General features: G+C 74.2%; 20 protein-coding genes. 10 read left to right on the forward strand and 10 right to left on the reverse strand.

Going from position 1 to position 20,368, the window contains the following annotated elements:
* Positions 1-9 precede the first annotated feature (9 nt).
* From AC07DU_RS26585 to AC07DU_RS26600, 4 genes are all read right to left on the reverse strand, one after another.
* Positions 10-93: a putative leader peptide gene (locus tag AC07DU_RS26585; RefSeq protein WP_312847410.1), complete on the reverse strand. Its 84-nt coding sequence runs from the start codon at positions 91-93 to the stop codon at positions 10-12.
* 100 nt (positions 94-193) lie between these two features.
* The gene (locus AC07DU_RS26590) at positions 194-757 is read right to left on the reverse strand and encodes a GNAT family N-acetyltransferase (protein WP_479114025.1); all 564 of its coding nucleotides are present in this window, start codon (positions 755-757) and stop codon (positions 194-196) included.
* 5 nt (positions 758-762) lie between these two features.
* Entirely contained in the window at positions 763-2,025 is a 1,263-nt protein-coding gene (locus AC07DU_RS26595; RefSeq protein WP_479114135.1) for a GAF domain-containing protein, read from the reverse strand.
* 395 nt (positions 2,026-2,420) lie between these two features.
* Entirely contained in the window at positions 2,421-4,064 is a 1,644-nt protein-coding gene (locus AC07DU_RS26600; protein ID WP_453375007.1) for an acyl-CoA dehydrogenase family protein, read from the reverse strand.
* Positions 4,065-4,081: 17 nt separating this feature from the next.
* Between AC07DU_RS26600 and AC07DU_RS26605 the strand changes: the two genes are divergently transcribed.
* Positions 4,082-5,206, forward strand: a complete 1,125-nt coding sequence (locus tag AC07DU_RS26605) for a YihY/virulence factor BrkB family protein (protein ID WP_392053965.1) — start codon at positions 4,082-4,084, stop codon at positions 5,204-5,206.
* A 22-nt stretch (positions 5,207-5,228) separates the two neighbouring features.
* Here AC07DU_RS26605 and AC07DU_RS26610 read toward each other — a convergent pair whose 3' ends face one another.
* Positions 5,229-5,693: a hypothetical protein gene (locus tag AC07DU_RS26610; RefSeq protein ID WP_479114027.1), complete on the reverse strand. Its 465-nt coding sequence runs from the start codon at positions 5,691-5,693 to the stop codon at positions 5,229-5,231.
* Between the two features lie 176 nt (positions 5,694-5,869).
* Between AC07DU_RS26610 and AC07DU_RS26615 the strand changes: the two genes are divergently transcribed.
* The 5 genes from AC07DU_RS26615 to rsgA all read left to right on the forward strand — a co-directional run bounded on the left by AC07DU_RS26615 (position 5,870) and on the right by rsgA (position 10,501).
* A complete protein-coding gene (locus tag AC07DU_RS26615) occupies positions 5,870-7,117 on the forward strand; it encodes a sensor histidine kinase (protein ID WP_479114029.1) in 1,248 nt (415 codons plus the stop codon).
* Entirely contained in the window at positions 7,105-7,761 is a 657-nt protein-coding gene (locus tag AC07DU_RS26620) for a response regulator transcription factor (RefSeq protein ID WP_360896080.1), read from the forward strand. Before AC07DU_RS26615 ends, AC07DU_RS26620 begins: the two co-directional genes overlap by 13 nt.
* A complete protein-coding gene (locus AC07DU_RS26625) occupies positions 7,758-8,633 on the forward strand; it encodes a DUF4097 family beta strand repeat-containing protein (protein WP_479114031.1) in 876 nt (291 codons plus the stop codon). Before AC07DU_RS26620 ends, AC07DU_RS26625 begins: the two co-directional genes overlap by 4 nt.
* Positions 8,634-8,739: 106 nt before the next feature.
* Entirely contained in the window at positions 8,740-9,156 is a 417-nt protein-coding gene (locus AC07DU_RS26630) for a carboxypeptidase regulatory-like domain-containing protein (RefSeq protein WP_479114033.1), read from the forward strand.
* A 238-nt stretch (positions 9,157-9,394) separates the two neighbouring features.
* A complete protein-coding gene (gene rsgA, locus AC07DU_RS26635) occupies positions 9,395-10,501 on the forward strand; it encodes a ribosome small subunit-dependent GTPase A (RefSeq protein WP_479114035.1) in 1,107 nt (368 codons plus the stop codon).
* Between the two features lie 147 nt (positions 10,502-10,648).
* Here the strand turns inward: rsgA and AC07DU_RS26640 are convergent, their stop codons facing one another.
* Both AC07DU_RS26640 and AC07DU_RS26645 read right to left on the reverse strand, forming a co-directional pair.
* Complete coding sequence (locus AC07DU_RS26640) at positions 10,649-11,134, reverse strand: DUF456 domain-containing protein (protein WP_360896069.1); 486 nt, start codon at positions 11,132-11,134, stop codon at positions 10,649-10,651.
* 24 nt (positions 11,135-11,158) lie between these two features.
* The gene (locus tag AC07DU_RS26645; protein ID WP_479114038.1) at positions 11,159-12,136 is read right to left on the reverse strand and encodes a helix-turn-helix domain-containing protein; all 978 of its coding nucleotides are present in this window, start codon (positions 12,134-12,136) and stop codon (positions 11,159-11,161) included.
* Positions 12,137-12,381: 245 nt separating this feature from the next.
* Here AC07DU_RS26645 and AC07DU_RS26650 point away from each other — a divergent pair, with 245 nt between their 5' ends.
* The 3 genes from AC07DU_RS26650 (at position 12,382) to AC07DU_RS26660 (ending at position 16,431) form a co-directional block, all read left to right on the forward strand.
* Complete coding sequence (locus tag AC07DU_RS26650; RefSeq protein WP_479114040.1) at positions 12,382-14,055, forward strand: protein phosphatase 2C domain-containing protein; 1,674 nt, start codon at positions 12,382-12,384, stop codon at positions 14,053-14,055.
* A gap of 28 nt (positions 14,056-14,083) precedes the next feature.
* Positions 14,084-15,826, forward strand: a complete 1,743-nt coding sequence (locus AC07DU_RS26655; protein WP_479114042.1) for a pyruvate dehydrogenase — start codon at positions 14,084-14,086, stop codon at positions 15,824-15,826.
* A gap of 197 nt (positions 15,827-16,023) precedes the next feature.
* Complete coding sequence (locus tag AC07DU_RS26660) at positions 16,024-16,431, forward strand: ATP-binding protein (protein WP_479028257.1); 408 nt, start codon at positions 16,024-16,026, stop codon at positions 16,429-16,431.
* Positions 16,432-16,470: 39 nt separating this feature from the next.
* Here AC07DU_RS26660 and AC07DU_RS26665 read toward each other — a convergent pair whose 3' ends face one another.
* Positions 16,471-17,529, reverse strand: a complete 1,059-nt coding sequence (locus tag AC07DU_RS26665) for a DUF2637 domain-containing protein (RefSeq protein WP_360896058.1) — start codon at positions 17,527-17,529, stop codon at positions 16,471-16,473.
* A gap of 199 nt (positions 17,530-17,728) precedes the next feature.
* A complete protein-coding gene (locus AC07DU_RS26670; protein WP_479114137.1) occupies positions 17,729-18,610 on the reverse strand; it encodes a (2Fe-2S)-binding protein in 882 nt (293 codons plus the stop codon).
* 133 nt (positions 18,611-18,743) lie between these two features.
* Between AC07DU_RS26670 and AC07DU_RS26675 the strand changes: the two genes are divergently transcribed.
* The gene (locus AC07DU_RS26675; RefSeq protein ID WP_479114044.1) at positions 18,744-19,400 is read left to right on the forward strand and encodes a GntR family transcriptional regulator; all 657 of its coding nucleotides are present in this window, start codon (positions 18,744-18,746) and stop codon (positions 19,398-19,400) included.
* Between the two features lie 138 nt (positions 19,401-19,538).
* Here AC07DU_RS26675 and AC07DU_RS26680 read toward each other — a convergent pair whose 3' ends face one another.
* Positions 19,539-20,324: a hypothetical protein gene (locus AC07DU_RS26680; protein ID WP_360896049.1), complete on the reverse strand. Its 786-nt coding sequence runs from the start codon at positions 20,322-20,324 to the stop codon at positions 19,539-19,541.
* Positions 20,325-20,368 lie beyond the last annotated feature (44 nt).

Raw genomic sequence — 20,368 nt, forward strand, 5'->3', positions numbered from 1 at the left:
CTGGTTCGTTCAGCGGGCCGGACAGATGGCGCTGGACATGCGGCCGAGGTCGACGTGCCGCCGACTCACCAAGGCAATTCCAGCTCCATTCATGGCGGAAGCGTGTCATGGGCGTCTTGGAGGAGTCCACTACTGTCCACGATCCGGACGAAGTCGTCCCGGATCGTGGGATGGGTGACGGCGGTCACACGTCTTACGCGCCGGGCCAGGGTCCCGGGGTCGGGGCGGCTTCCTTCTGGGAGGTCTCCGTCCGGAAGAGCTTGAAGCCGCGCTTGAGGTAGTTGTCCATCGCCGTCGGACCGTCCTGGCTGCACGTGTGGAGCCACACCCGGCGGGTCGGCTCCCGCTCGGGCCAGCGCTCCGCGAGGGACCAGGCGCGGGCGACGCCCACCGACAGCAGGTGCCCGCCGATCCGGCGGCCGCGGAAGTCCGGGATCAGCCCGAAGTACATGATCTCCACCACCCCGGCGTCCTGCGGGTCGAGCTCGACGTAACCCGCCGGCGTGCCCCGGTCGTACGCCACCCACGTCTCCACCCCCGGCCGGCCCAGCTGCTCCACCCACTGCGCGCGGGTCAGCGCGAGCCGGTCCGTCCAGTGGATGTCACCGCCCACGGACGCATACAGGAAGCGGCTGAACTCGGGGGAGGGGACCTCCGCCCGGGAGATCGTGACCTCCGGACCCGGCGGGACCGCCGGGACCAGCTCCGCCGGGGAGGTCATTTCCAGGGACCAGGTGGTGAGGGTGATGGTGCTCATGCACTTCAGGGAACCATGCCCGGCCCCCCGTACCCCAGGCGGGCCCGGACCACCGCCGGGGCGGTGGAGTGCGGGAGCAGCGCGGCCGGGTCCTGGGGGCGGATCAGCTCCACCTCCACGTCCTGGGCGAAGCGGTACGGCCGGTGGGCCAGCACGCCCGCGAGGTGGCGGCGTACGCGCGAGAGCTCCGCGCGGACCGTCACCGTGCGCGCCGGATCCCCGAACAGCTCCGTGGCCAGCTCCGCCGCCGAGCGCCCCCGCGGGCTTTCCGCCAGCAGGAACAGCAGCTCCGCGTGGCGCGGGCTCAGCTCGTGCGCCCAGCTGCCGGAGGCCCCGTACACCGTCGCCGACCAGGAACCCGGCCGGCTCAGGTCCAGGACGATCCGGGTCGCGGCCGTGCTCGTACGCTCCTGCGCGACCCGCAGCAGCCAGCCGCCGGGCAATGGCTCCACCACGCAGTGGCCGAGCCGCGGCACCCACACCCGGCCCGGCCCGAAGGTCTTCGGCAGCGGGATCCGGTCCGCGGGGGCCAGCCCCGTCACCGCCGCCGTCCAGCCGTTCGGGTCCACGACCAGCGCCCGCCCGGGCAGCCGGGCCAGCAGCGGGGCGGCCGTCGCCCGCAGCCGCTCCAGCGACTCCAGGTGACGGATCCGCAGCTCCCGCTCCGCGAGCCGGGCCACCGAGGTCACCCACGCCAGCGTCGCCGGATGCATGGTCGCCAGCGGCCCGCTGACGTCGACCACGCCCAGCAGCCGCCCGTCGCGCGGATCCCGTACCGGCGCCCCCGCGCAGGTCCAGTCGTGGTGGCTGGAGACGAAGTGCTCCGCGGAGAACACCTGCACGGGCCGCCGGGCCACCAGGGCGGTGCCCACCCCGTTCGTACCGACCACGGCCTCGTTCCAGTCGGCCCCGACGCCGAAGCCGAGCCGGTCCGCCTTGCGCAGGATGGCGCGGTGGCCCTCGCGCCACAGCAGCCGCCCGTCCGCGTCCGCGACGACCATGATGTGCAGCGTCTCGTCCAGCGCGGGCAGCAGCCCCTCGCGCAGGACCGGAAGGATCTCCCGCAGCGGCGACACGTGCCGCCGCTCCTCGGTCTCGGCGGCCGACAGCATCCGCGAGCGCGCGTCCCGGTCCGGGTGGACCCCGCCCGCCATCATCCGGCGCCAGGACTCGGCGATCTCCGGTCTCGGCGCGGCCGGCGGGCGGGCCCCGGCCAGCGCGGCCGCCCGTACTCCCTTGAGCAGACGCGCGGCCTCCCGCGCGTCCATGGCCGAGATGCGTGCCACACCGGCCGTGCTGCCTGTGGTATCGGCCACCGGAACCTCCCCGTGCGAACAGGACGTACGACGAAAGCCGCCCGGCGGTCCGTGTGCACCGCTTCCCCTGGCACCCCGACGGGCGGCAGCCGACTCACAGGTTGCAACGGTACGCAACTCTCGCCAAGTCCAGGCCGGGCGACCGAAACTGTGCGGACGCCGCTGAGCGGCGTGACAGCTCCTCCTCGGGGCTTCACGGACCAGGGGTGGTGCCGAGTCGGCGCGGCGCCACCCCTGCTCCAGGTCAACGGGCCCGGATCGGGGCCGGGAGCGGTGTGGGGACCGCCGACCGCAGTGGGAAAGCGGGGTGCCCGGCGGCCCCCGGGCAGCCCTGCCGCCCCTCCCGCCTAGCCCGAGATCCGCGCCCGTTCCACCACGGCGCCCAGGTCGAGGCTGTGCGGCAGCGTGCCGAAGGCCGCGCCCCAGTCACCTCCCAGGCGCGAGGCGCAGAAGGCGTCCGCGACCTCCGGCGGAGCCCACCGCACCAGCAGCGAGCCCTGCAGCACCAGTGCCATGCGCTCCACCACCCGGCGGGCGCGGGCCTCCACGCCCTCCAGGTCGGCGAGCTCGGTCAGCAGGCCCTTGATGGCCGAATCCAGCCGGTGGTCGGCGCCGCGCGCCAGGCCGACCTCCTGGAGGAAGGCGTTCAGCGCCTGCGGCTCCCGCTGGAGCGCGCGCAGTACGTCCAGCGCCTGTACGTTGCCCGAGCCCTCCCAGATGGAGTTCAGCGGGGATTCGCGCAGCAGTCTGGGCAGTCCCGACTCCTCGACGTAGCCGTTGCCCCCCAGACACTCCAGGGCCTCCGCCACCATCGGCGTACAGCGCTTGGTCACCCAGTACTTCGCGGCGGGCACGGCGAGGCGCAGGAAGGCCTTCTCCTGCTCCGTCCCGGCGTCGTAGGCGGCCGCCAGACGCAGGGCGAGCGTGGTGGCCGCCTCCGACTCCAGGGCGAGGTCGGCGAGCACGTTGCGCATCAGCGGCTGGTCGATGAGGGGTGCTCCGAAAGCGGAGCGGTGCTCCGCGTGGTGCACCGCCTGCGTCAGCGCCTGCCGCATCAGCGACGCCGAGCCGACGACGCAGTCCAGCCGGGTCGCCGCGACCATCTCGATGATGGTCCGCACCCCCCGGCCCTCCTCACCGACCCGCTGCGCCCAGGTCCCGTCGAACTCCACCTCGCTCGACGCGTTCGACCGGTTGCCCAGCTTGTCCTTCAGCCGCTGGATCGCGAAGACGTTGCGCGTGCCGTCCGGCAGCACGCGCGGCACCAGGAAGCAGGTCAGCCCTCCCGGCGCCTGCGCCAGCACCAGGAAGCCGTCGCACATCGGCGCCGAGCAGAACCACTTGTGCCCGGTCAACAGGTACTCGCCGGGCGCGTCCAGCGCCACCGCCGTCGTCGTGTTCGCCCGCACGTCACTGCCGCCCTGCTTCTCCGTCATGCCCATGCCGAAGAGCACACCGGCCTTCTGCGCGGGCGGCCGCAGCCCCTCCTCGTACACGTGAGAGGTCAGCCGGGGCTCCCACTCGGCGGCCAGGTCCGGATCGGCCCGCAGCGCCGGCACGGCGGCATGCGTCATCGAGACGGGGCAGCCGTGCCCCGCCTCGGCCTGCGACCAGACGAAGAATCCGGCGGCGCGGCGCAGATGACCGGCCGGACGCCCCCAGGCGTCGGTGAGCCCGGAGGTCACCGCGTGGCCGAGCAGCCGGTGCCAGGCGGGGTGGAACTCCACCTCGTCGATCCGGTTGCCGTATCGGTCATGTGTGCGCAGCTTCGGCGGGTTCTCGTTCGCCTGCACCCCCCATCCCTGGGCCTGCTCCGATCCCGCGGCCCGCCCCATGGTGGTGAGCTCGCCCCTCACCTCGTCGAGGAGCTGCGGATCCGCGGACGCCAGGTGACGCTCGACGCCCTCGGTGAGGGCCCGGTCGCCGTCGTAGGCGTTGTAGCCCACGAGGGGCGGGGGCTGGTTGCTGACTGTGTGGGTGGTGGCTGCCATACGGCTACCGTAAGGACGTGCAGCCAGCAAAAGAAGCAGCCGAGCGGATCCCGGGACCCCCTGGACGGCTCCACCGGGCCCGCGCCCTCTACCGCAACGTCTCCAAGCGGAAGATGGGCTGGCTGCTGCTGAAGGACACCGTCAACTCGTGCATCGAGTACCGGATCCTCGGTCTCGCGGCCGAGGCGGCCTTCTTCACGCTGCTCTCGCTGCCCCCGCTCTTCCTCGGCCTGCTGGGCCTGCTCGGCTACGTGGACGGCTGGACGGACACCCGCACCGTCGAGAGCATCGAGGAGAACATCCTGCGCGCGGTCGGCACCGTCCTGTCCGACCGGGGCGTCAACGACATCGCGCGGCCCCTCCTGGACGACGTCACCGGGCGCGGCCGCCCCGACCTGATCTCGCTCGGTTTCGCCTTCGCCCTGTGGTCCGGGTCGCGCGCCGTCAACGTCTTCATCGACACCATCACCGTGATGTACGGGCTCGACGGGCACCGCGGCATCGTCAAGACCCGGCTGCTGGCGTTCCTGCTCTACGTCATCGCGCTGCTGATCGGCGCGATCGTGCTGCCGCTGATGGTGGTGGGGCCCGATGCGGTCGTGCGGCTGGTGCCCTGGGGCACCGAGGTGATCGCGGTCCTGTACTGGCCGACGGTGACCCTGCTGTCCATCGCCTTCCTGACGACGCTCTACCACGTGTCCGTACCGGTGCGCTCGCCGTGGATCGAGGACGTGCCGGGCGCGCTGGTGGCCCTCGCGATGTGGGTGCTGGGCTCGTTCCTGCTGCGGATCTACCTCACCAACACGGTGGAGGGCCCGACGATCTACGGCTCGCTGGCCGCCCCGGTGGCGGTGCTGCTGTGGATCGGCATCTCGGCCTTCGCGGTGCTCGTCGGGGCGGCCGTCAACGCCGCGATCGACCGCGTCTGGCCGTCGGTGGCCACGGCGGCGGCCCGCGAGGCGAACGAGCGGGCCCGCGAGGCGGAGGCCGCGCAGCTGATCGCGCGGGCCGCGGCCTGGCGGGCGATGGCGGAGGGCGAGTCGGAGGACGACGAGGACGAGGGCATGCCGTCGGAGTTCCCCGAGCGCTGGTCGAAGTTCCTGCCGCCGGAGGACTACTCCGCGCGGCTGCGCAAGCACTGACCGGCGCGGACCACCGCCCCCGCTACCTCACCCCGGCAGGGGTACGGGCCGTGCGGGCCGCGACCACGGCCAGGGCCACCGCCAGCGGCAGCTCCGCTCCCGCCGCCAGCAGCAGCGCCGTCGTCTGTCCGTCGCCCCCGGCCGAGGTGGTGACGTCGAACCAGGCGTCCATCAGCAGCAGTGCGGCCGTCGCGGCCGCCAGGGGGGACACCCGGGGGTCCCGTTTGCGCAACAGCGCACCCGTCCCGGTCAGTCCGGCGGCCAGCACCAGGTCCAGGCCGATCCACGCGGTGGCCCAGTGGGAGACCCCGGTGGTCTGCGGCACATTCCGCGCCAGCACCAGTACCCACGGCACCAGCGCCACCCCGGCCGCCGTGAACACCGCGGCGAGCCGGCCCGCGGGGAACCGGTCCACGCGGAACCGGTCCGTGCGTGTCTGAGGGCCGCGCATCTGACGGGCGCGGATCTGCGGAGCGACAAGTGCCATGGCCGCGGGTCTCCTTCCGGCCCGGCGGTCCGTCCGCCGGGCACCCCCTCAGCCTCGTCTGCCCGGCCCCCGCGATCAGTAGCCCCACGGTCCCAACCGGGGGTGGCACCAGCTACACCCCGGCCCGGGCACCAGCGTGATGGCAGCCCTCCGACCAGTGCGATTACCGTACGGGCATGGCATTTCACGGCGCGCTGAGGCGTTCGTACACCTGGACCGCCGCCCACGCGCCGTGGTCGCCGTGGACCCGGCGCAACACCGCCTTCACGGTGGCCGCGATCCCGGCGGCGCTGCCCGCCGTCCTCGCGCTGGCCTCCGCGGGCGCGGCGCCCGCGCGCAGTCCCGTCCCGCTGCTCCTGCTCCTCCCCCTCTGCCCGTTGCTCACCGCGCTCCAGCGCAGCCGCTTCTGGTCCCTGCTCGGCCTCGACGTCCCGGAGGTCGTGCGCAAGGAGCGCTGGTGGAGTCACCGCGGGCTGCTGGAACGGGTGCGCTCCGAAGCGACCTGGCGCCAGTACGCCTACCACCTCCTGGCCGGCCCGCTCGGCGCCGCGGCCGGGGCGCTGGTGGTGCTCGTCTGGACCCTCGGCGCCGCCTGCGCCACCGTGTACGGGTGGTCCTGGGCCCTGCCGCGCTCCGACTGGCTCCCGGACCAGGACCTGTTCACGGTCGGCGGCGCCCTGCTGCTGCTCGCCGCGCCCTGGCTCGCCGCGCTCTTCACCCGCCTCGACGCCTTAGCGGCGGCCGCGCTCCTCGGCCCCAACCGCTCCCGCGAGCTGGCCCGCCGCGTCGAGGACCTCGCCGAGAGCCGGGCGGGCGTCCTGGACGCCGCCGACCTCGAACGCCGCAGGATCGAGCGGGACTTGCACGACGGGGCCCAGCAGCGCCTCGTCGCGCTCGCCATGAACCTGGGCATCGCCCGTGCCACCCTCACCGACCTGCCCCCCGAGGCCAAGGCCGTCATCGACGAAGCCCACCGCGAGGCGAAGGAGGCCATCGAGGAGCTCAACAACCTCGTACGGGGCCTGCATCCGGCCGTACTGGAGGACCGCGGGCTCGACGCGGCCCTGTCCGGGATCGCCGCCCGGGCCCCGTTCCCCGTCGAGCTGGCCGTGGACATCGGCGCCCGGCCCGGGGCCACCATCGAGGCCGTCGCCTACTTCGTGGTGTCCGAGGCCCTGGCCAACGTCGCCAAACACGCCCGGGCCGACCGCTGTCGCGTACGGGTCGAGCGCGTCCCCGGCGGCCCGGGCGACCGGTTGCGCCTGACCGTCACCGACGACGGCGTCGGGGGAGCGGACCCGGCGCGCGGCACCGGACTGGTCGGCCTGCGCAAACGCGTAAGGTCGGTCGACGGAACCATCCTGATCAGCAGCCCCCTCGGGGGCCCGACCGTCATCACCGTGGAGCTGCCGTGCGGGCTGTGATCGCCGAGGACTCCGTCCTGCTGCGCATAGGACTGGTCAAAGTCCTCGACATGGCCGGATTCGAGGTGGCCGCCGAGACCGGCGACGCCGAGGGTCTGCTCGCGGCCGTCGAGGAGCACCGCCCCGACCTCGCGCTCGTCGACGTACGGATGCCGCCCGGTTTCACCGACGAAGGCGTCCGCGCCGCCCTGATGATCCGTCAACAGTGCCCCGGCACGGCGGTCCTGCTGCTGTCCCAGTACGTGGAGGAGCGCTACGCCGCCGACCTGCTGGCCACCCGCAGCGGCGCCGGCATCGGCTACCTGCTCAAGCAAAGGGTGGCGGACGTCGAGGAGTTCATCGACGCCCTGCGGCGCGTCGCCTCCGGCGGCACCGCGCTCGACCCGCAGGTCGTCGCCCAGCTCCTGCTGCGCCGCGGCGGGGGACCGGATCCGCTGGAGCGTCTGACCCCGCGCGAGCGGGAGGTGCTGGCCCTGATGGCGGAGGGCCGCTCCAACGCCGGCATCGCCGCCCGGCTCGTGGTCAGCGAGAGCGCCGTGGCCAAGCACATCAACAGCATCTTCGCCAAGCTGGACCTGCCCCCCGCCGACGGCGACCACCGCAGGGTCCTCGCGGTGCTCCGCTTCCTGGACGGCACGCCGTGACCGCGCTCGGCGCCCGGGAGCCCGCCGACGGGACCGGTTCGCCGCCGCGCCGCACGCACCGCCGCGCCTGGATCGTCGCCGCGGTGCTCGGCGCGGTCCTCGTCGTGACGCCGGTCGCCTGGCAGGCGTGGTCGTACGGGACCAGCCGCAGCAGCACCCTGACCGGCGGCAGCGACGGCCGCCCCGTCAGCGCGCTGGAGATCGTGGGCGGCGACGCGAACGTCACCGTCAGCCCCCGCGCGGACCACGAGGTCGGCTACCGCGCCGTCGTCAGCTGGTCGCTCAGGGCGCCCGTCATCGAGGAGAGCTGGCTGGGCGACACCCTGCGGCTGACCCCGCACTGCCCCGGCGGGGGCTTCTGGCTGACCGGCGGGGGCGGCTGCTCGGTCGAGCTGGGAGTGAGCGTGCCCGTGGGCCTCCCCGTGAAGGTGACGGCCGGGTCCGGGCTGGTCTCCCTCAGCGGACTGGCCGGCCCCGTGGACGCGCAGGTCGACTCCGGCCGGATCGAGGCGACCGGCCTGCGCGGCGCCCTGCGCGCCGAGGTCGCCTCGGGCCGCCTGCGGGCCACGGACCTCGCCTCGCCCCAGGTGGACCTCCGGGTCGGCTCCGGCCGGGCCCACGCGGCCTTCACCACCCCGCCCGACCAGGTCACCGGCCAGGTCGGATCCGGCAACCTCACCGTCACCGTGCCCGCCGCCACCCGCTTCCGGGTCCACTGCGAGGCGGGCAGCGGCCGCTGCGAGGTCCCGGACGCGCTGCGCGACGCGGGCTCGCCCCGCGGCCTGAACCTGCGGGCGGCCTCGGGCCGCGCGGAGGCCTCGTACCCGGCCGGGCCCGGGGCGGGCGCGGGGCCGGACTGGCGGCAGCCGTAGGGCGCACACAGACTGGATGCGGGGGAGCGTCCGGCGGTAGTCCGACCGGGAGGAGACTCCGGTGTTCGGCCAAGTGCGATCAGTCACGGACAAGAGTCCGATTTTCATGATCAAGGTCAGTGTCTACGACGGCGATCTGAAGGAGATCGATCACGTGTTCACTGACGAAGAGGGCCGGTACAGCGTGGCCGTCGGCGAAGGGGAAACGGTCACCGTACGGTTCGACACGCACCACTCGCTCACCAACGCCAAGGACTGGCAGCCCTCGGTGGTCACGAATGTGACGACCAGTGACGGGACTCCCCTGGACCGCTCCCTGCTGCCCACGGGGCACGGGTTCGACGAGGTGACGAGCATGGACGCCCTGAACGGGTACGTGATCGCGGCGGCCGTGGGTGAGGTCGAGGAGTACGCCCCCACGGCGTCGTTCCGCCTCGCGATGCTCAAGCAGACGTCCCTGGTCCTGCAGAGCCTCCAGCAAAGGCTCCTGGACCACTTCAGCGATCCGCCCCGGGACGGATAAAGAAGTAGCGCGCGCCTGGGGGGACTTGTTACGGTGGGTCCGCTCCCGCCGACCGGTGGGGAACCGTCAGCACGTGCATGATCCGGAGGTGAGCCAGTTGATGACTGTCGCGCAGGGCGCTGCCCGCACTCAGAAGACCATCAATGTCACTTCCGTGGTCTCCGGCTGACCTCACACCACTTCGCGCGCCACGCCGAGCGAGCGCGCGCTGCCGGGGCCACCCTGTGAAGGGTTCCCCTTGTCTTTCTCTTCTTTCCCGCAGGCTCCGCTCTCGCACGCCCTCACGCCGTACGGCTGGGACGAAGCGTGGGAGGCCGAGTTCACCCCGTACGCCGAACAGGGCCTCCTGCCCGGCCGGGTCGTCCGCGTCGACCGCGGCCAGTGCGACGTCATGACCGCGGACGGCCTCGTCCGCGCCGACACCGCCTTCGTCACCCCGCACGACCCGCTCCGGGTCATCTGCACGGGTGACTGGGCAGCGGTGGAGGCGGCGGGCAACCCCCGCTACGTGAAGGCGTACCTGCCGCGCCGGACCGCCTTCGTACGGTCCACCTCCTCCCAGCGGTCCGAGGGGCAGATCCTCGCCGCCAACGTCGACCACGCGATCATCGCCGTCTCCCTCGCCGTCGAGCTCGACCTGGGGCGCATCGAGCGCTTCCTGGCGCTGGCCTGGGAGTCGGGGGCGCAGCCGCTGGTCGTCCTCACCAAGGCGGACCTGGTCCCGGACCCGGTCACGCTCGGGCACCTCGTCCAGGACGTCGAGACCACCGCGCCGGGCGTCCAGGTGCTCACCGTCTCCTCCGTCACCGGGGAGGGCACCGACGTCCTCGCCGCCGTCGTGGGCGACGGCACCAGCGTGCTGCTGGGCATCTCAGGCGCCGGCAAGTCCACCCTGGCCAACGCGCTGCTCGGCGCCGAGGTCATGGAGGTCCAGGAGGCCCGCGCGGTCGACGGCAAGGGCCGCCACACGACGACGACGCGCAACCTGCTCGCCCTGCCGGCCGGCGGCGTCCTGATCGACACGCCCGGACTGCGGGGCGTGGGCCTCTGGGACGCGCAGGCCGGAGTCGGTCAGGTCTTCTCGGAGATCGAGGAGTACGCGGCGCGGTGCCGCTTCCACGACTGCGCGCACGAGGCGGAGCCGGGGTGCGCGGTGCTGGCCGCCGTGGACTCGGGCGAGCTCCCGGAACGCAGGCTGGAGAGCTACCGCAAGCTCCTGCGGGAGAACCAGCGAATCGTGGCGAAGACGGACGCGCGGCTGCGGGCGGAGATCCGCCGTGACTGGCGGATGAAGTCGGCGGTGGGCCGGTCCAACTACGCCGCGAAGCGGGGCGGCAGGGCCTGACGCCACCCCGCGCGGCGCGCCGCCACTACCAGGGCGCGCCGCCCCCGGCCCCGCCCGCCGGCGGGGCCGGTCCCGGGGGTGTCTGACGACACACTTAGGTCCTGTCGTCAAAGTGGCGCGGGCCAGGCGGGACTTTGACGACAGGGCCTAGGCCCCCGCCGCCACCGCGCCCACCCACGCGCCCACGACCAGCAGGCACGCGAAGAGCTCCACCAGCACGCTCGTCCCGACCGCCCGCATCACCCTGCGCACCGACGCCCGGGCCTCGCCGTGCGTGCCGAGGCGGAGCCGTTCGCAGAGGTAGACCCCGCCCACGAAGCCAGGGACCGCCCCCAGGACGGGGATCAGGACGAAGCCCAGTACCGCTCCGGCGCCCGCGAACACCGCCATCCGGGGCGTGATGCCCAGTCCCCGCAGCCGCCGGGGCGGAAGCTGCCACTTCACCACCTGGACGACCAAAAGCAGGGCCGTCGCCGCGACCAGCAGGGACCACGCCAGCGCCGACCGCTGGTGCAGGGCCCACCACATCAGCCCCGCCCACACCAGCCAGGTCCCCGGCACGCCGGGAACCAGCACCCCCAGCACCCCGAGCAGCAGCACCACCCCCACCAGGAGCAGCTGCGGCAGATCCATCTGCTCAGCGTGACCGACCGGGGGCTACCGGGCCACCCAGCCCCGTTCGTACGCGTGCCAGCCGAGCTGGAGCCGGGTGGTGACCCCGGACCGTTCCATCAGACCCTTGACCCGCCGCTGCACCGTACGCAGGCCCAGCTCCAGGTGCTTCGCCACGCTCGCGTCCGTCATGCCCGCCAGGAGCAGGGACAGGATCTCCAGGTCCGTGGCGTCCGGGCAGCCCTCCGACTCCTCCGCCGTGCCGGCCGCGCCCAGCCGCAGCGGCAGGGACTCCCGCCACTCCGCCTCGAACAAGCCGGTCAGGGATTCCAGCAGTCCGGACGTGTGCACCACCAGCGCCGCCGGCTCCGGGCCGCCCGCCGTCAGCGGGACCATCGCGAGGGTGCGGTCCGCGATCACCAGCCGCGTGGGGACCTGCCCCGTCACCCGGACCTGCTCGCCCCGGGCCAGCGCCGAGGACGCCTCGCGGATCCCGCCCGGCAGGGTCAGTGCCTCGCGCTCGATCACCACCCGGTGGGCGACACCGCGTACGCGGGCCCGTTCCCCGGCCTCGTCGTCCGTGCCGGTCGCCCCCTGCTGCCGGCCGCTGACCAGCACGCACACTTCCTTCTGCGCGCCGAGCCGCACCTGGTGGAAGCGGTGCGCCACCGCGCTCGCGCCCTGTACCACCTCGACGAGGTCGTGCACCTGCGGCTCCGCCGCCCGCGCCCGGTACTCCTGCGCCAGCAGCGCCGCGGCCCGCTCGGCCTGCTCCAGCTCGTGCCGCTGCCGCGTGAGCAGGGCCTCCAGGGCGACCCCCGGCGGGGCCGCCACCCAGCGGCCCGGGCGGGCCGAGGACTGAGCCGCCAGTCCGTGGCGCTCCAGGTGGCGTACCGCCCGTTCGGTCTGCGGCACCGGCAGGTTCAGCCGGTGCGCGAGGTCGGGTACGTCCGCCGCCCCCAGCGCCACCAGGACGCGGTAGGCCGACTCCTGGCCCTCGTCCAGGCCTATCGCACCCAGCAACCCGCCCACCCCACCTCTCGACACAGCGCCTGGCGGAAAGCGGCCACGGCGCGAACCCGCCGCGGACATCATCGCCGTATCCCCCGGCTCCCTGTAAAGGTCCTGCCCTCGCGGTCGCGCGGGCGTGCGACGTCCGGCCGGTCCGTTCGGGTCGCGGGGGAGCCGGTCGGCGGGGCGGCCGGTCCGGTGGACCCTTTTCGCGCATTCCGCGTTTTCCGTCCGCACGGCGGGCCGAGAATGAGGGCATGAGTCAGCGGGGCGCGGACGACTGGTGGCAGAAGCTGTACGAGGTTCCGGACGCGGGGCCGGAGCCGGACCCGGGGGACACCCTGGACCACCGGTTCCGCTCGGCGGCGGGCCTGACGGAGGACACGCCCCCTGCGCCCGAACCACCTCAGCCCCCACCGCCGCGCCAGACCCCGCCCGCACCGCGCCGGGCCCCGGAGGAGCCCCGCCAGTCCCGGGAGGAGCCGTGCCAGGCGCCGGACGAGCCGCGGCAGTCCCGGGAGGAGCCGCGTCAGGCGCCGCCCGCACCGCCCGCACCGCGCCGGGCCCCGGAGCCGTCCCCGCCCGAGCCTCCGGCGCCGCCCGCGGACCCGCCCGCGCCGGGGGGTGGTCTGCCTGCCTACCCGGCCCTGCCGGGGGAGTACGCCGCCTCGGCGGAGCCCGCGCCCGCACCGCCGACGTACCCGCCTGCGCCCGGCCCCCCGCCCCCGCCGGGGCCGCTGCGCGGACTGGTGCCGGGCCCGCGCAGCGCCCCCGAACCCCTGGAGGACACGGAGCCGCCGCATCCCCCGCACCCCCCGGAGGGGAACGCCGCGCCCCGGGATCCGAGGGCCGGGGGAGCCACCGGGTACGCGCTCGGGGACGTGGACGTACCCCCCGCGCCGCCGCCGACCCCCGTGCAACCGCCCGCGCAGCCGTCCGGGCTGCCGGCCCGCAGCCGGCAGGCGCCGCGCGGGGACGCGCCGGCCGAGGAGGTGCCCGGGCCCGGCCCCGTACCGCAGCCCGGTGCCCCGCGGCCCCCGGCGGCGGAGCGACGGCCCGAGGTGCGTCACCTCGGCGACCGCGCCCCCACGTACGCCGCCGAGCCGGGCGCGCTGCCGACGGCCGATCCGGCCGCCCTGGACGCGCTGGTCCCCGATACGGCGCTGGAGGGGGCCCGCTACGGCACCTACACCCTGCGCGCCGCCTCCGTGCGCGGGGACTCCGCCCGCTTCCGCGGCGAGTCCCGCCGGGACTTCCTACTCACCGCGCGCTTCGGCAGCGGCGACGACGCCCTGGTCCTGGTGGCCCTCGCCGGCGGGGACCGGGCCGCGCCCGGCGCCGCCGAGGCCGCCGCCGAGCTGTGCCGCATGGTCGCGGCGGCCGTGGGGCGGAGCCAGGGCCGGCTGGCCGAGGACATCCGGACCGGGCGCCGCGACGCGCTGCGCTCGGGTCTCCAGCGGCTCACCGACCGGGGCTACGGGCGGCTGCGGACCCGCGCCGCCGAGCTCGGGCTCGCGGAGGCGGCGTACACCGCGGGCCTGCGCGGCCTGCTGCTCCCGGTGGACCCGCAGTGCCGCACCCGGGTGTGCTTCGGCGCCGGCGCGGGCGGGCTGTTCCGGCTCCGGTCGGGCCAATGGCAGGACCTGGAGCTCCCCGGGCCGGCCGCCCCGGCCGCGAGCCCGGCGCCGGACGAGGACACCGAGGGCGGCTTCCGCTTCCGTGCCTCCGTGGCCCGTCCGGGGGACACCCTGCTCCTGTGCTCCGGGGGCCTCGCGGAGCCCATGCGGGAGGAGGCCGCCCTTCCGGCGGAGCTCGCCGCGCGCTGGGCCGAAGCGCAGCCGCCCGGCCTGGCGGCCTTCCTCGCGGACACCCAGTTGCGCCTCAAGGGGTACGCGGACGACCGCACGGCCGCCGCGGTCTGGGAGGCGTAACCGGCGTACACGTGGCTGGATGGGAGACATGGCCAAGCAGAACATCGCGGAGCAGTTCGTCGACATCCTCGTGCGCGCGGGCGTGCGACGGATGTACGGAGTCGTGGGGGACAGCCTCAATCCGGTGGTGGACGCGATCCGCCGGACGGACGGCATCGACTGGATCCAGGTCCGGCACGAGGAGACGGCCGCCTTCGCGGCCGGCGCGGAGGCCCAGATCACCGGCCGCCTCGCCGCCTGCGCGGGCTCCTGCGGCCCCGGGAACCTGCACCTCATCAACGGCCTGTACGACGCCCACCGCTCGATGGCGCCGGTCCTCGCGCTCGCCTCGCACATCCCCTCCAGCGAGATCGGCCTCGGCTACTTCCAGGAGACCCACCCCGATCAGCTCTTCCGCGAGTGCAGCCACTACAGCGAGCTGATCTCCAATCCCCGGCAGATGCCCCGGCTGCTGCAGACCGCCGTCCAGCACGCCGTCGGCCGCGGCGGGGTGAGCGTCGTCGCGCTGCCCGGGGACATCGCCGACCTGCCCGCGCCGGAGAAGGCGGTGGAGCACGCGCTCGTCACCGCCCGCCCCTCCGTGCGGCCCGGCGAAGGCGAGCTCGAGAAGCTCGTCCGCCTCGTCGACGAGGCGGACAAGGTCACCCTCTTCTGCGGCAGCGGTACGGCCGGGGCGCACGCCGAGGTCATGGAGTTCGCCGGCCGGGTCAAGGCGCCCGTCGGGCACGCCCTGCGCGGCAAGGAGTGGATCCAGTACGACAATCCGTACGACGTCGGCATGAGCGGGCTGCTCGGCTACGGGGCGGCCTACGAGGCCACCCACGAGTGCGACCTGCTGATCCTGCTCGGCACGGACTTCCCGTACAACGCCTTCCTCCCCGACGACGTGAAGATCGTGCAGGTGGACATCCGCCCCGAACACCTGGGCCGGCGCTCCCAGCTGGACCTCGCGGTCTGGGGGGACGTACGGGAGACCCTGCGCGTGCTGAACACGCGGGTGCGGCCCAAGACGGACCGGCGCTTCCTGGACCGGATGCTGAAGAAGCACACGGACGCGCTGGAAGGGGTGGTGAAGGCCTACACGCGCAAGGTCGAGAAGCACACGCCGATCCACCCCGAGTACGTGGCCGCCGTCCTCGACGAACTGGCCGACGAAGACGCCGTGTTCACCGTCGACACGGGCATGTGCAACGTGTGGGCGGCGCGCTATCTTTCCCCGAACGGCAAACGGCGCATCATCGGCTCCTTCAGCCACGGCTCCATGGCCAACGCCCTCCCGCAGGCCATCGGGGCACAGTTCACCGACCGGAACCGTCAAGTGGTGTCGATGTCGGGCGACGGCGGTTTCTCGATGCTGATGGGAGATTTCCTCACCCTGGTGCAGTACGACCTGCCCGTCAAAGTGGTCCTCTTCAACAACTCATCGCTGGGAATGGTCGAGTTGGAGATGATGGTTTCCGGCCTGCCCTCCTACGGCACCACGAACAAGAATCCCGACTTCGCCGCGATCGCCCGCGCGGCGGGCGCGTACGGGGTGCGCGTGGAGAAGCCCAAGCAGCTCACGGGCGCTTTGAAGGACGCTTTCCGGCATCGGGGACCGGCCCTGGTGGACGTGGTGACGGACCCCAACGCCCTGTCGATCCCACCGAAGATCAAGGCCGAGATGGTGACCGGATTCGCACTGTCCGCCAGCAAGATCGTGCTCGACGGCGGAGTGGGCCGGATGATCCAGATGGCTCGATCCAACCTCCGTAACGTGCCCCGCCCCTGAGCCCGCAGGAGTGCGGACCGGCTCGGGGGGCATGCATCCCGTAGACCAGCTCGATCGTCAGGGTTACGGGGGAGGGCATCGCCGTGCGGGTGGGGGCGAAGAACGGAAAGCCGTGGAGGAGGGGGCGGCCGGTGCCGCGCGAGCCGTCCGCGGGCGAGGACGGGGAGGCGGTGGACACGCTGCGGATCACGCGGAGCGTGCGCCGGGCGGACCTGAAGGCCGTGGGCGAAGTGCGCCGGGCCCTGCGGGAACTGATGCGCCACCGCTGCCGGGCCGAGGCGGCCGAGGTGGCCGAGCTGCTGGTCACCGAGCTCGTCACCAACGCCCTCGTCCATACCGACCGGGGCGCGGAGGTCAGCGCGAGCCTCGCCGCCACCCGGTTACGGGTGGAGGTCCGGGACTACGCCGCACGCAGGCCCCGGCCGTACGTACCGACCGCCGACGACGGTACGCACGGCCGGGGCCTGGTCCTGGTGCAGGCGCTCGCCGACGACTGGGGCGTGGACGCGCTCGCCCTGGGCAGCGGCAAGGTGGTGTGGTTCGAGCTCGACGGGTACGGCGACGCGGGGTACGACGCGTCGCCGTACGACGTGGGGCCCGCCTGAACGGGCGGGCCCCACGGGGTCGTTCCGGCTCGTCGGGGATCAGCCGAACTGCTGCTCCATTTCCTTCAGTTTGCGCTCCAGCGAGTCCAGCCGGGGAATGGTCTGGGTGTCGTCCTCGGCGGTGAGGTCCACCGTACGGGTGCCGGAGACGTCAGTGGATTCGGTACGGTTCACGGCCTGCAGGGAGGGCCGGCGGCGCCAGGGCAGTTGCTCCGGTTCCGGTATGGCCGGCTCCGCGCCGACCGGCGCGGAGCCCGCTCCCTGCGTCAGTTCCGGGAGCTCGACCTGACGGCCGCGCGATCGGCCGAACGCCCGGTTCTGCCGGCCCAGCGCCTTGATGCGGGCCCGGTCCAGCCGGTTCTGATCGCGCCTGCGGTGCCGGTCCTGCTCCCGCTCCTTCTTGTCCTCGCGCACCTCGTCCACGGCCTCGTCGAGGGTGCGCACCCCCTCCAGCAGCATGAGCGACCAGGCGCCGAAGGTCTCCCGGGGGGCGCGCAGCCAGCGGACCATCCGGATCTGTGGCAACGGGCGCGGGATCAGGCCCTGTTCGCGCAGCGCGGCCCGGCGGGTCTGCTTGAGGGCGCGGTCGAAGAGGACGGCCGCCGAGAGCGACATCCCCGCGAAGAACTGCGGGGCCCCGTCGTGACCCATGCCGCGCGGGGCGTGCACCCAGTTGAACCAGGCGGCCGCGCCCGCGAACAGCCATACCAGCATGCGCGAGCCGAGGGCCGCGTCACCGTGGCTGGCCTCGCGCACGGCGAGCACCGAACAGAACATGGCGGCGCCGTCGAGGCCGAAGGGGACCAGGTACTCCCAGCCCCCGGACAGGTTGAGGTTCTGGCGGCCGAAGCCGACCAGCCCGTGGAAGGAGAGCGCGGCGGCGACCGCCGCGCAGCAGAAGAGCAGGACGTACGAGGCGGTCCCGTACACGGCTTCCTTGCGCCGCCGCCGCTCCTCGCTGCGCTCCCAGCTGTCGTCGGCCGCGGCCTTCTCGCTCTCGCGCTTGCCCCGGGCCAATACCGCAACTGCCGCAAGTACGCCCAGGATCAGCAGGCTGCCGGGCAGCAGCCAGTCCAGCGATATGTCGGTCAGTCTCATGCGGATGTCCCTTGCCTCGCGTCTGCGGCCGTGCGGCTTTCCGGGCGCCATAGTGGCGTAGCCGGTGCGCCGTGCACGCGGGTTTCGGGGCAAGTGGACGCCATCGGGGGGCGGGGCCCGCCGGATAGGGTGTTGTAGCTCGAACTGGCGCCCGTACGGGCCGAGTTGTGTTCGAATGCGGCCACCCCTGCGGGTGGGTTCAGGCGGCGGGGGCCGCCGCGAGCCGGGCGATGCGGTCCGCGTCGCAGGTCCGGGGGCAGGTGACGCAGGTGTCCTGCGGCCGGACCGTGTAGAAGAGGCAGCAGCTGGCGCGGTCCCGGGTGGGCAGCTCGCGGCCGTCGGGGCCGGTGAGCGTACGGAATCCCGCCCCCCCGGTGTACGGGGCGGTCGAGCCGGGCAGCAGCGCCTCCAGTTCGTCCGTGGCCCGGTGCTCCTCGCCGAGGAGGTTGCCGAGGTACCAGAGGCTCTCGACGACCTCGTCGGTGGCCGTGCCCCACAGGGCGCGGCGGCCGCGCCGCATGCGCGGGGCGAAACCTTCCAGCACGGGTGCCAGGTGCTCGGCCACCGCCGCCCGCACCTCGCCGCGCAGCGCCTCCTCGTCGGGCAGGACCCGGGCCCCGCGGAGGGCGGCCGCGGGGTCGTCCGGCAGGCAGGCGAAGGAGGTGACGCGCACGGCCATCCTGCCGAGGGTCCGGTGGAAGGCCACGTCGGCGACGGGGAGCCGGGGGACCCGCCGGTGCAGGAACCAGGGGAGGGTGATCAGCAGGCAGGCGGGCCACGCGTACCGGTGCAGCCCGAAGCTCGCGATCACATCGGGGCGGGCCTGGTGGCCGTAGTCCTTCAGGACCTGGGCCTCGTCCCAGGCGAGGAAGGCGTCGAGGGCCGGACCGCCCGCCGCGAGCTCGTCCGCGCCGACCCAGCCCGCACCGCGGGGGGCGGGCTCGTGCGCGGTGCGCTCGATGACGCGCAGTCCGCTGTAGACCTCGGCGAGGCGCGCGTACGCCTCCGCCACGGGGGAGCCGGGCGGGGCGGGTGGCGCGGCCGGGGCGGCCTGGGCGGGCTGGGAGGCGTTGACGGCCATGACGGTCATGGGGGACCACCGAATCACACGATCGTTAACAGGTAAGCCTTACCTTACCCGCCGTGGTCGGAACGTATCGCTCGGTGGCGAGTCGCATATTCTCGGGACCGGTCGAGACCTGGGAGGAGGACCGGTGCCGTTGATTCCGGAGCAGAAGACCACGGGGAAGGTGTTGCGCCATTCGGTGCGCGGGCAGGTCCTCGACGCCCTGCGCGCGGCGCTGGTCGACGGTGAGCTGGCGCCCGGCGAGATCTACTCGGGCCCGGCCCTGGGCGAGCGCTTCGGGGTCTCGGCGACGCCCGTGCGCGAGGCGATGCAGCAGCTGGCCCTTGAGGGGGCCGTGGAATGCATGCCGAACCGCGGCTTCCGGGTCCTGTCGCGGACCCCGGGCGAGCTGGCCGAGCTGGCGGAGGTGCGGGCGCTGCTGGAGGTGCCCGTGATGCTGCGGCTCGCGCGGGCGGTGCCGACGGACACGTGGGAGGCCCTGCGCCCGGCCGCGGCCGCCACCGCGGCGGCCGCGGCGGCCGGTGACCTGCCGGGCTACGCGGAGGCGGACCGGGCCTTCCACGGCGAGGTGCTGGCGCTGGCGGGCAACGCGCAGCTGGTGCGGGTGGCCGCGGAGCTCCACCGGCGCTCGCAGTGGCCCCTGCCGGGCGCTCCGCGGGTTCGGCGGGCGGATCTCGTCGCGGATGCGGCGGAGCACTCGGCGCTGCTGGAGGCGTTGATCGCCGGCGATCTGTCGGCGGTGGAGACCCTCGTGCGGGAGCACTTCGCCGGATCGGCGACCTGAGCCGGAGCCCCGCCGGCCCGCCCTGCGGCTCCGCCCCGGGCCCCGCGCCTCAAACGCCGGCGAGGCTGGAAGAGCGGGGCTCCGCCCCGGGCCCCGCGCCTCAAACGCCGGCGGGGCTGGATTGGCGGGGCCCGGGGGTTAGGCCGCGGGGGATGACGGGGTCGGGTGGAGTTGGTCCGCCAGCCAGGTGGGGATGCCGCCCAGGAGGTGGAAGAGGCGGCGGGCCTCCGCGCGCAGGCGGGCGGCTTCCGGTTCCGGTTCGGCCTCCGCCAGGGCGGCCAGGGCCGGGGCCGTGCCGATCAGGAAGCCCAGGTCCTCCCGGATGCGCAGCGACTCCATGAAGCCCTTGCGGGCCTCGGCCACCTCGCCGTCCCGCAGGGCCAGCGCGGCCAGGTGGCGCCAGGTGAACGACAGCAGCAGGGTGTCCCCGTGGGCCTCCGCCCCCGCGTGGGCCCGGTGGTACGCCGGACGGGCCGACTGCGGGGCGTCCGCCAGGTGCTCGGCGACCAGGCCCCGGCGGAAGTCGAGCAGCGGGCGGGTCCGGGACCCCGGCGACAGCAGGGCCGCCGCCCGGCCCAGCGCGGAGCGGGCCTCGTCGGCCCGGTCGCGTACGCCCAGTACGGTGGCGGCGTACGCCAGATGGCCCCGTTCGCAGGCGGCCGCGCCCCGGTCGTCGTCGTCCTGCGCCACCGCCTCGGCGGTCCGCAGCGCGTCCTCGGCCTCGGCCCAGCCCTGGCCCGTGAACAGGCACCGCTCCACCAGCAGCGCGGTCCGCTGGACGGCCGCCCCCGCATGGTCCAGGTGCGGCGTCAGCAGGGCCGCCGCGTCGGTCCAACAGCCGCGCGAGCGCAGCCGCCATATCGCCCGCTGGAGGGGGTCGTCCCCTCCGGTCGCACCGGCACCCGACATGGCGGTATCCGCCACATTGCCCTCCCCAAAGCAACCAAGCAGCACATCGTTGAGCCCTG

This window comes from Streptomyces sp. NPDC045695, from assembly GCF_056432025.1.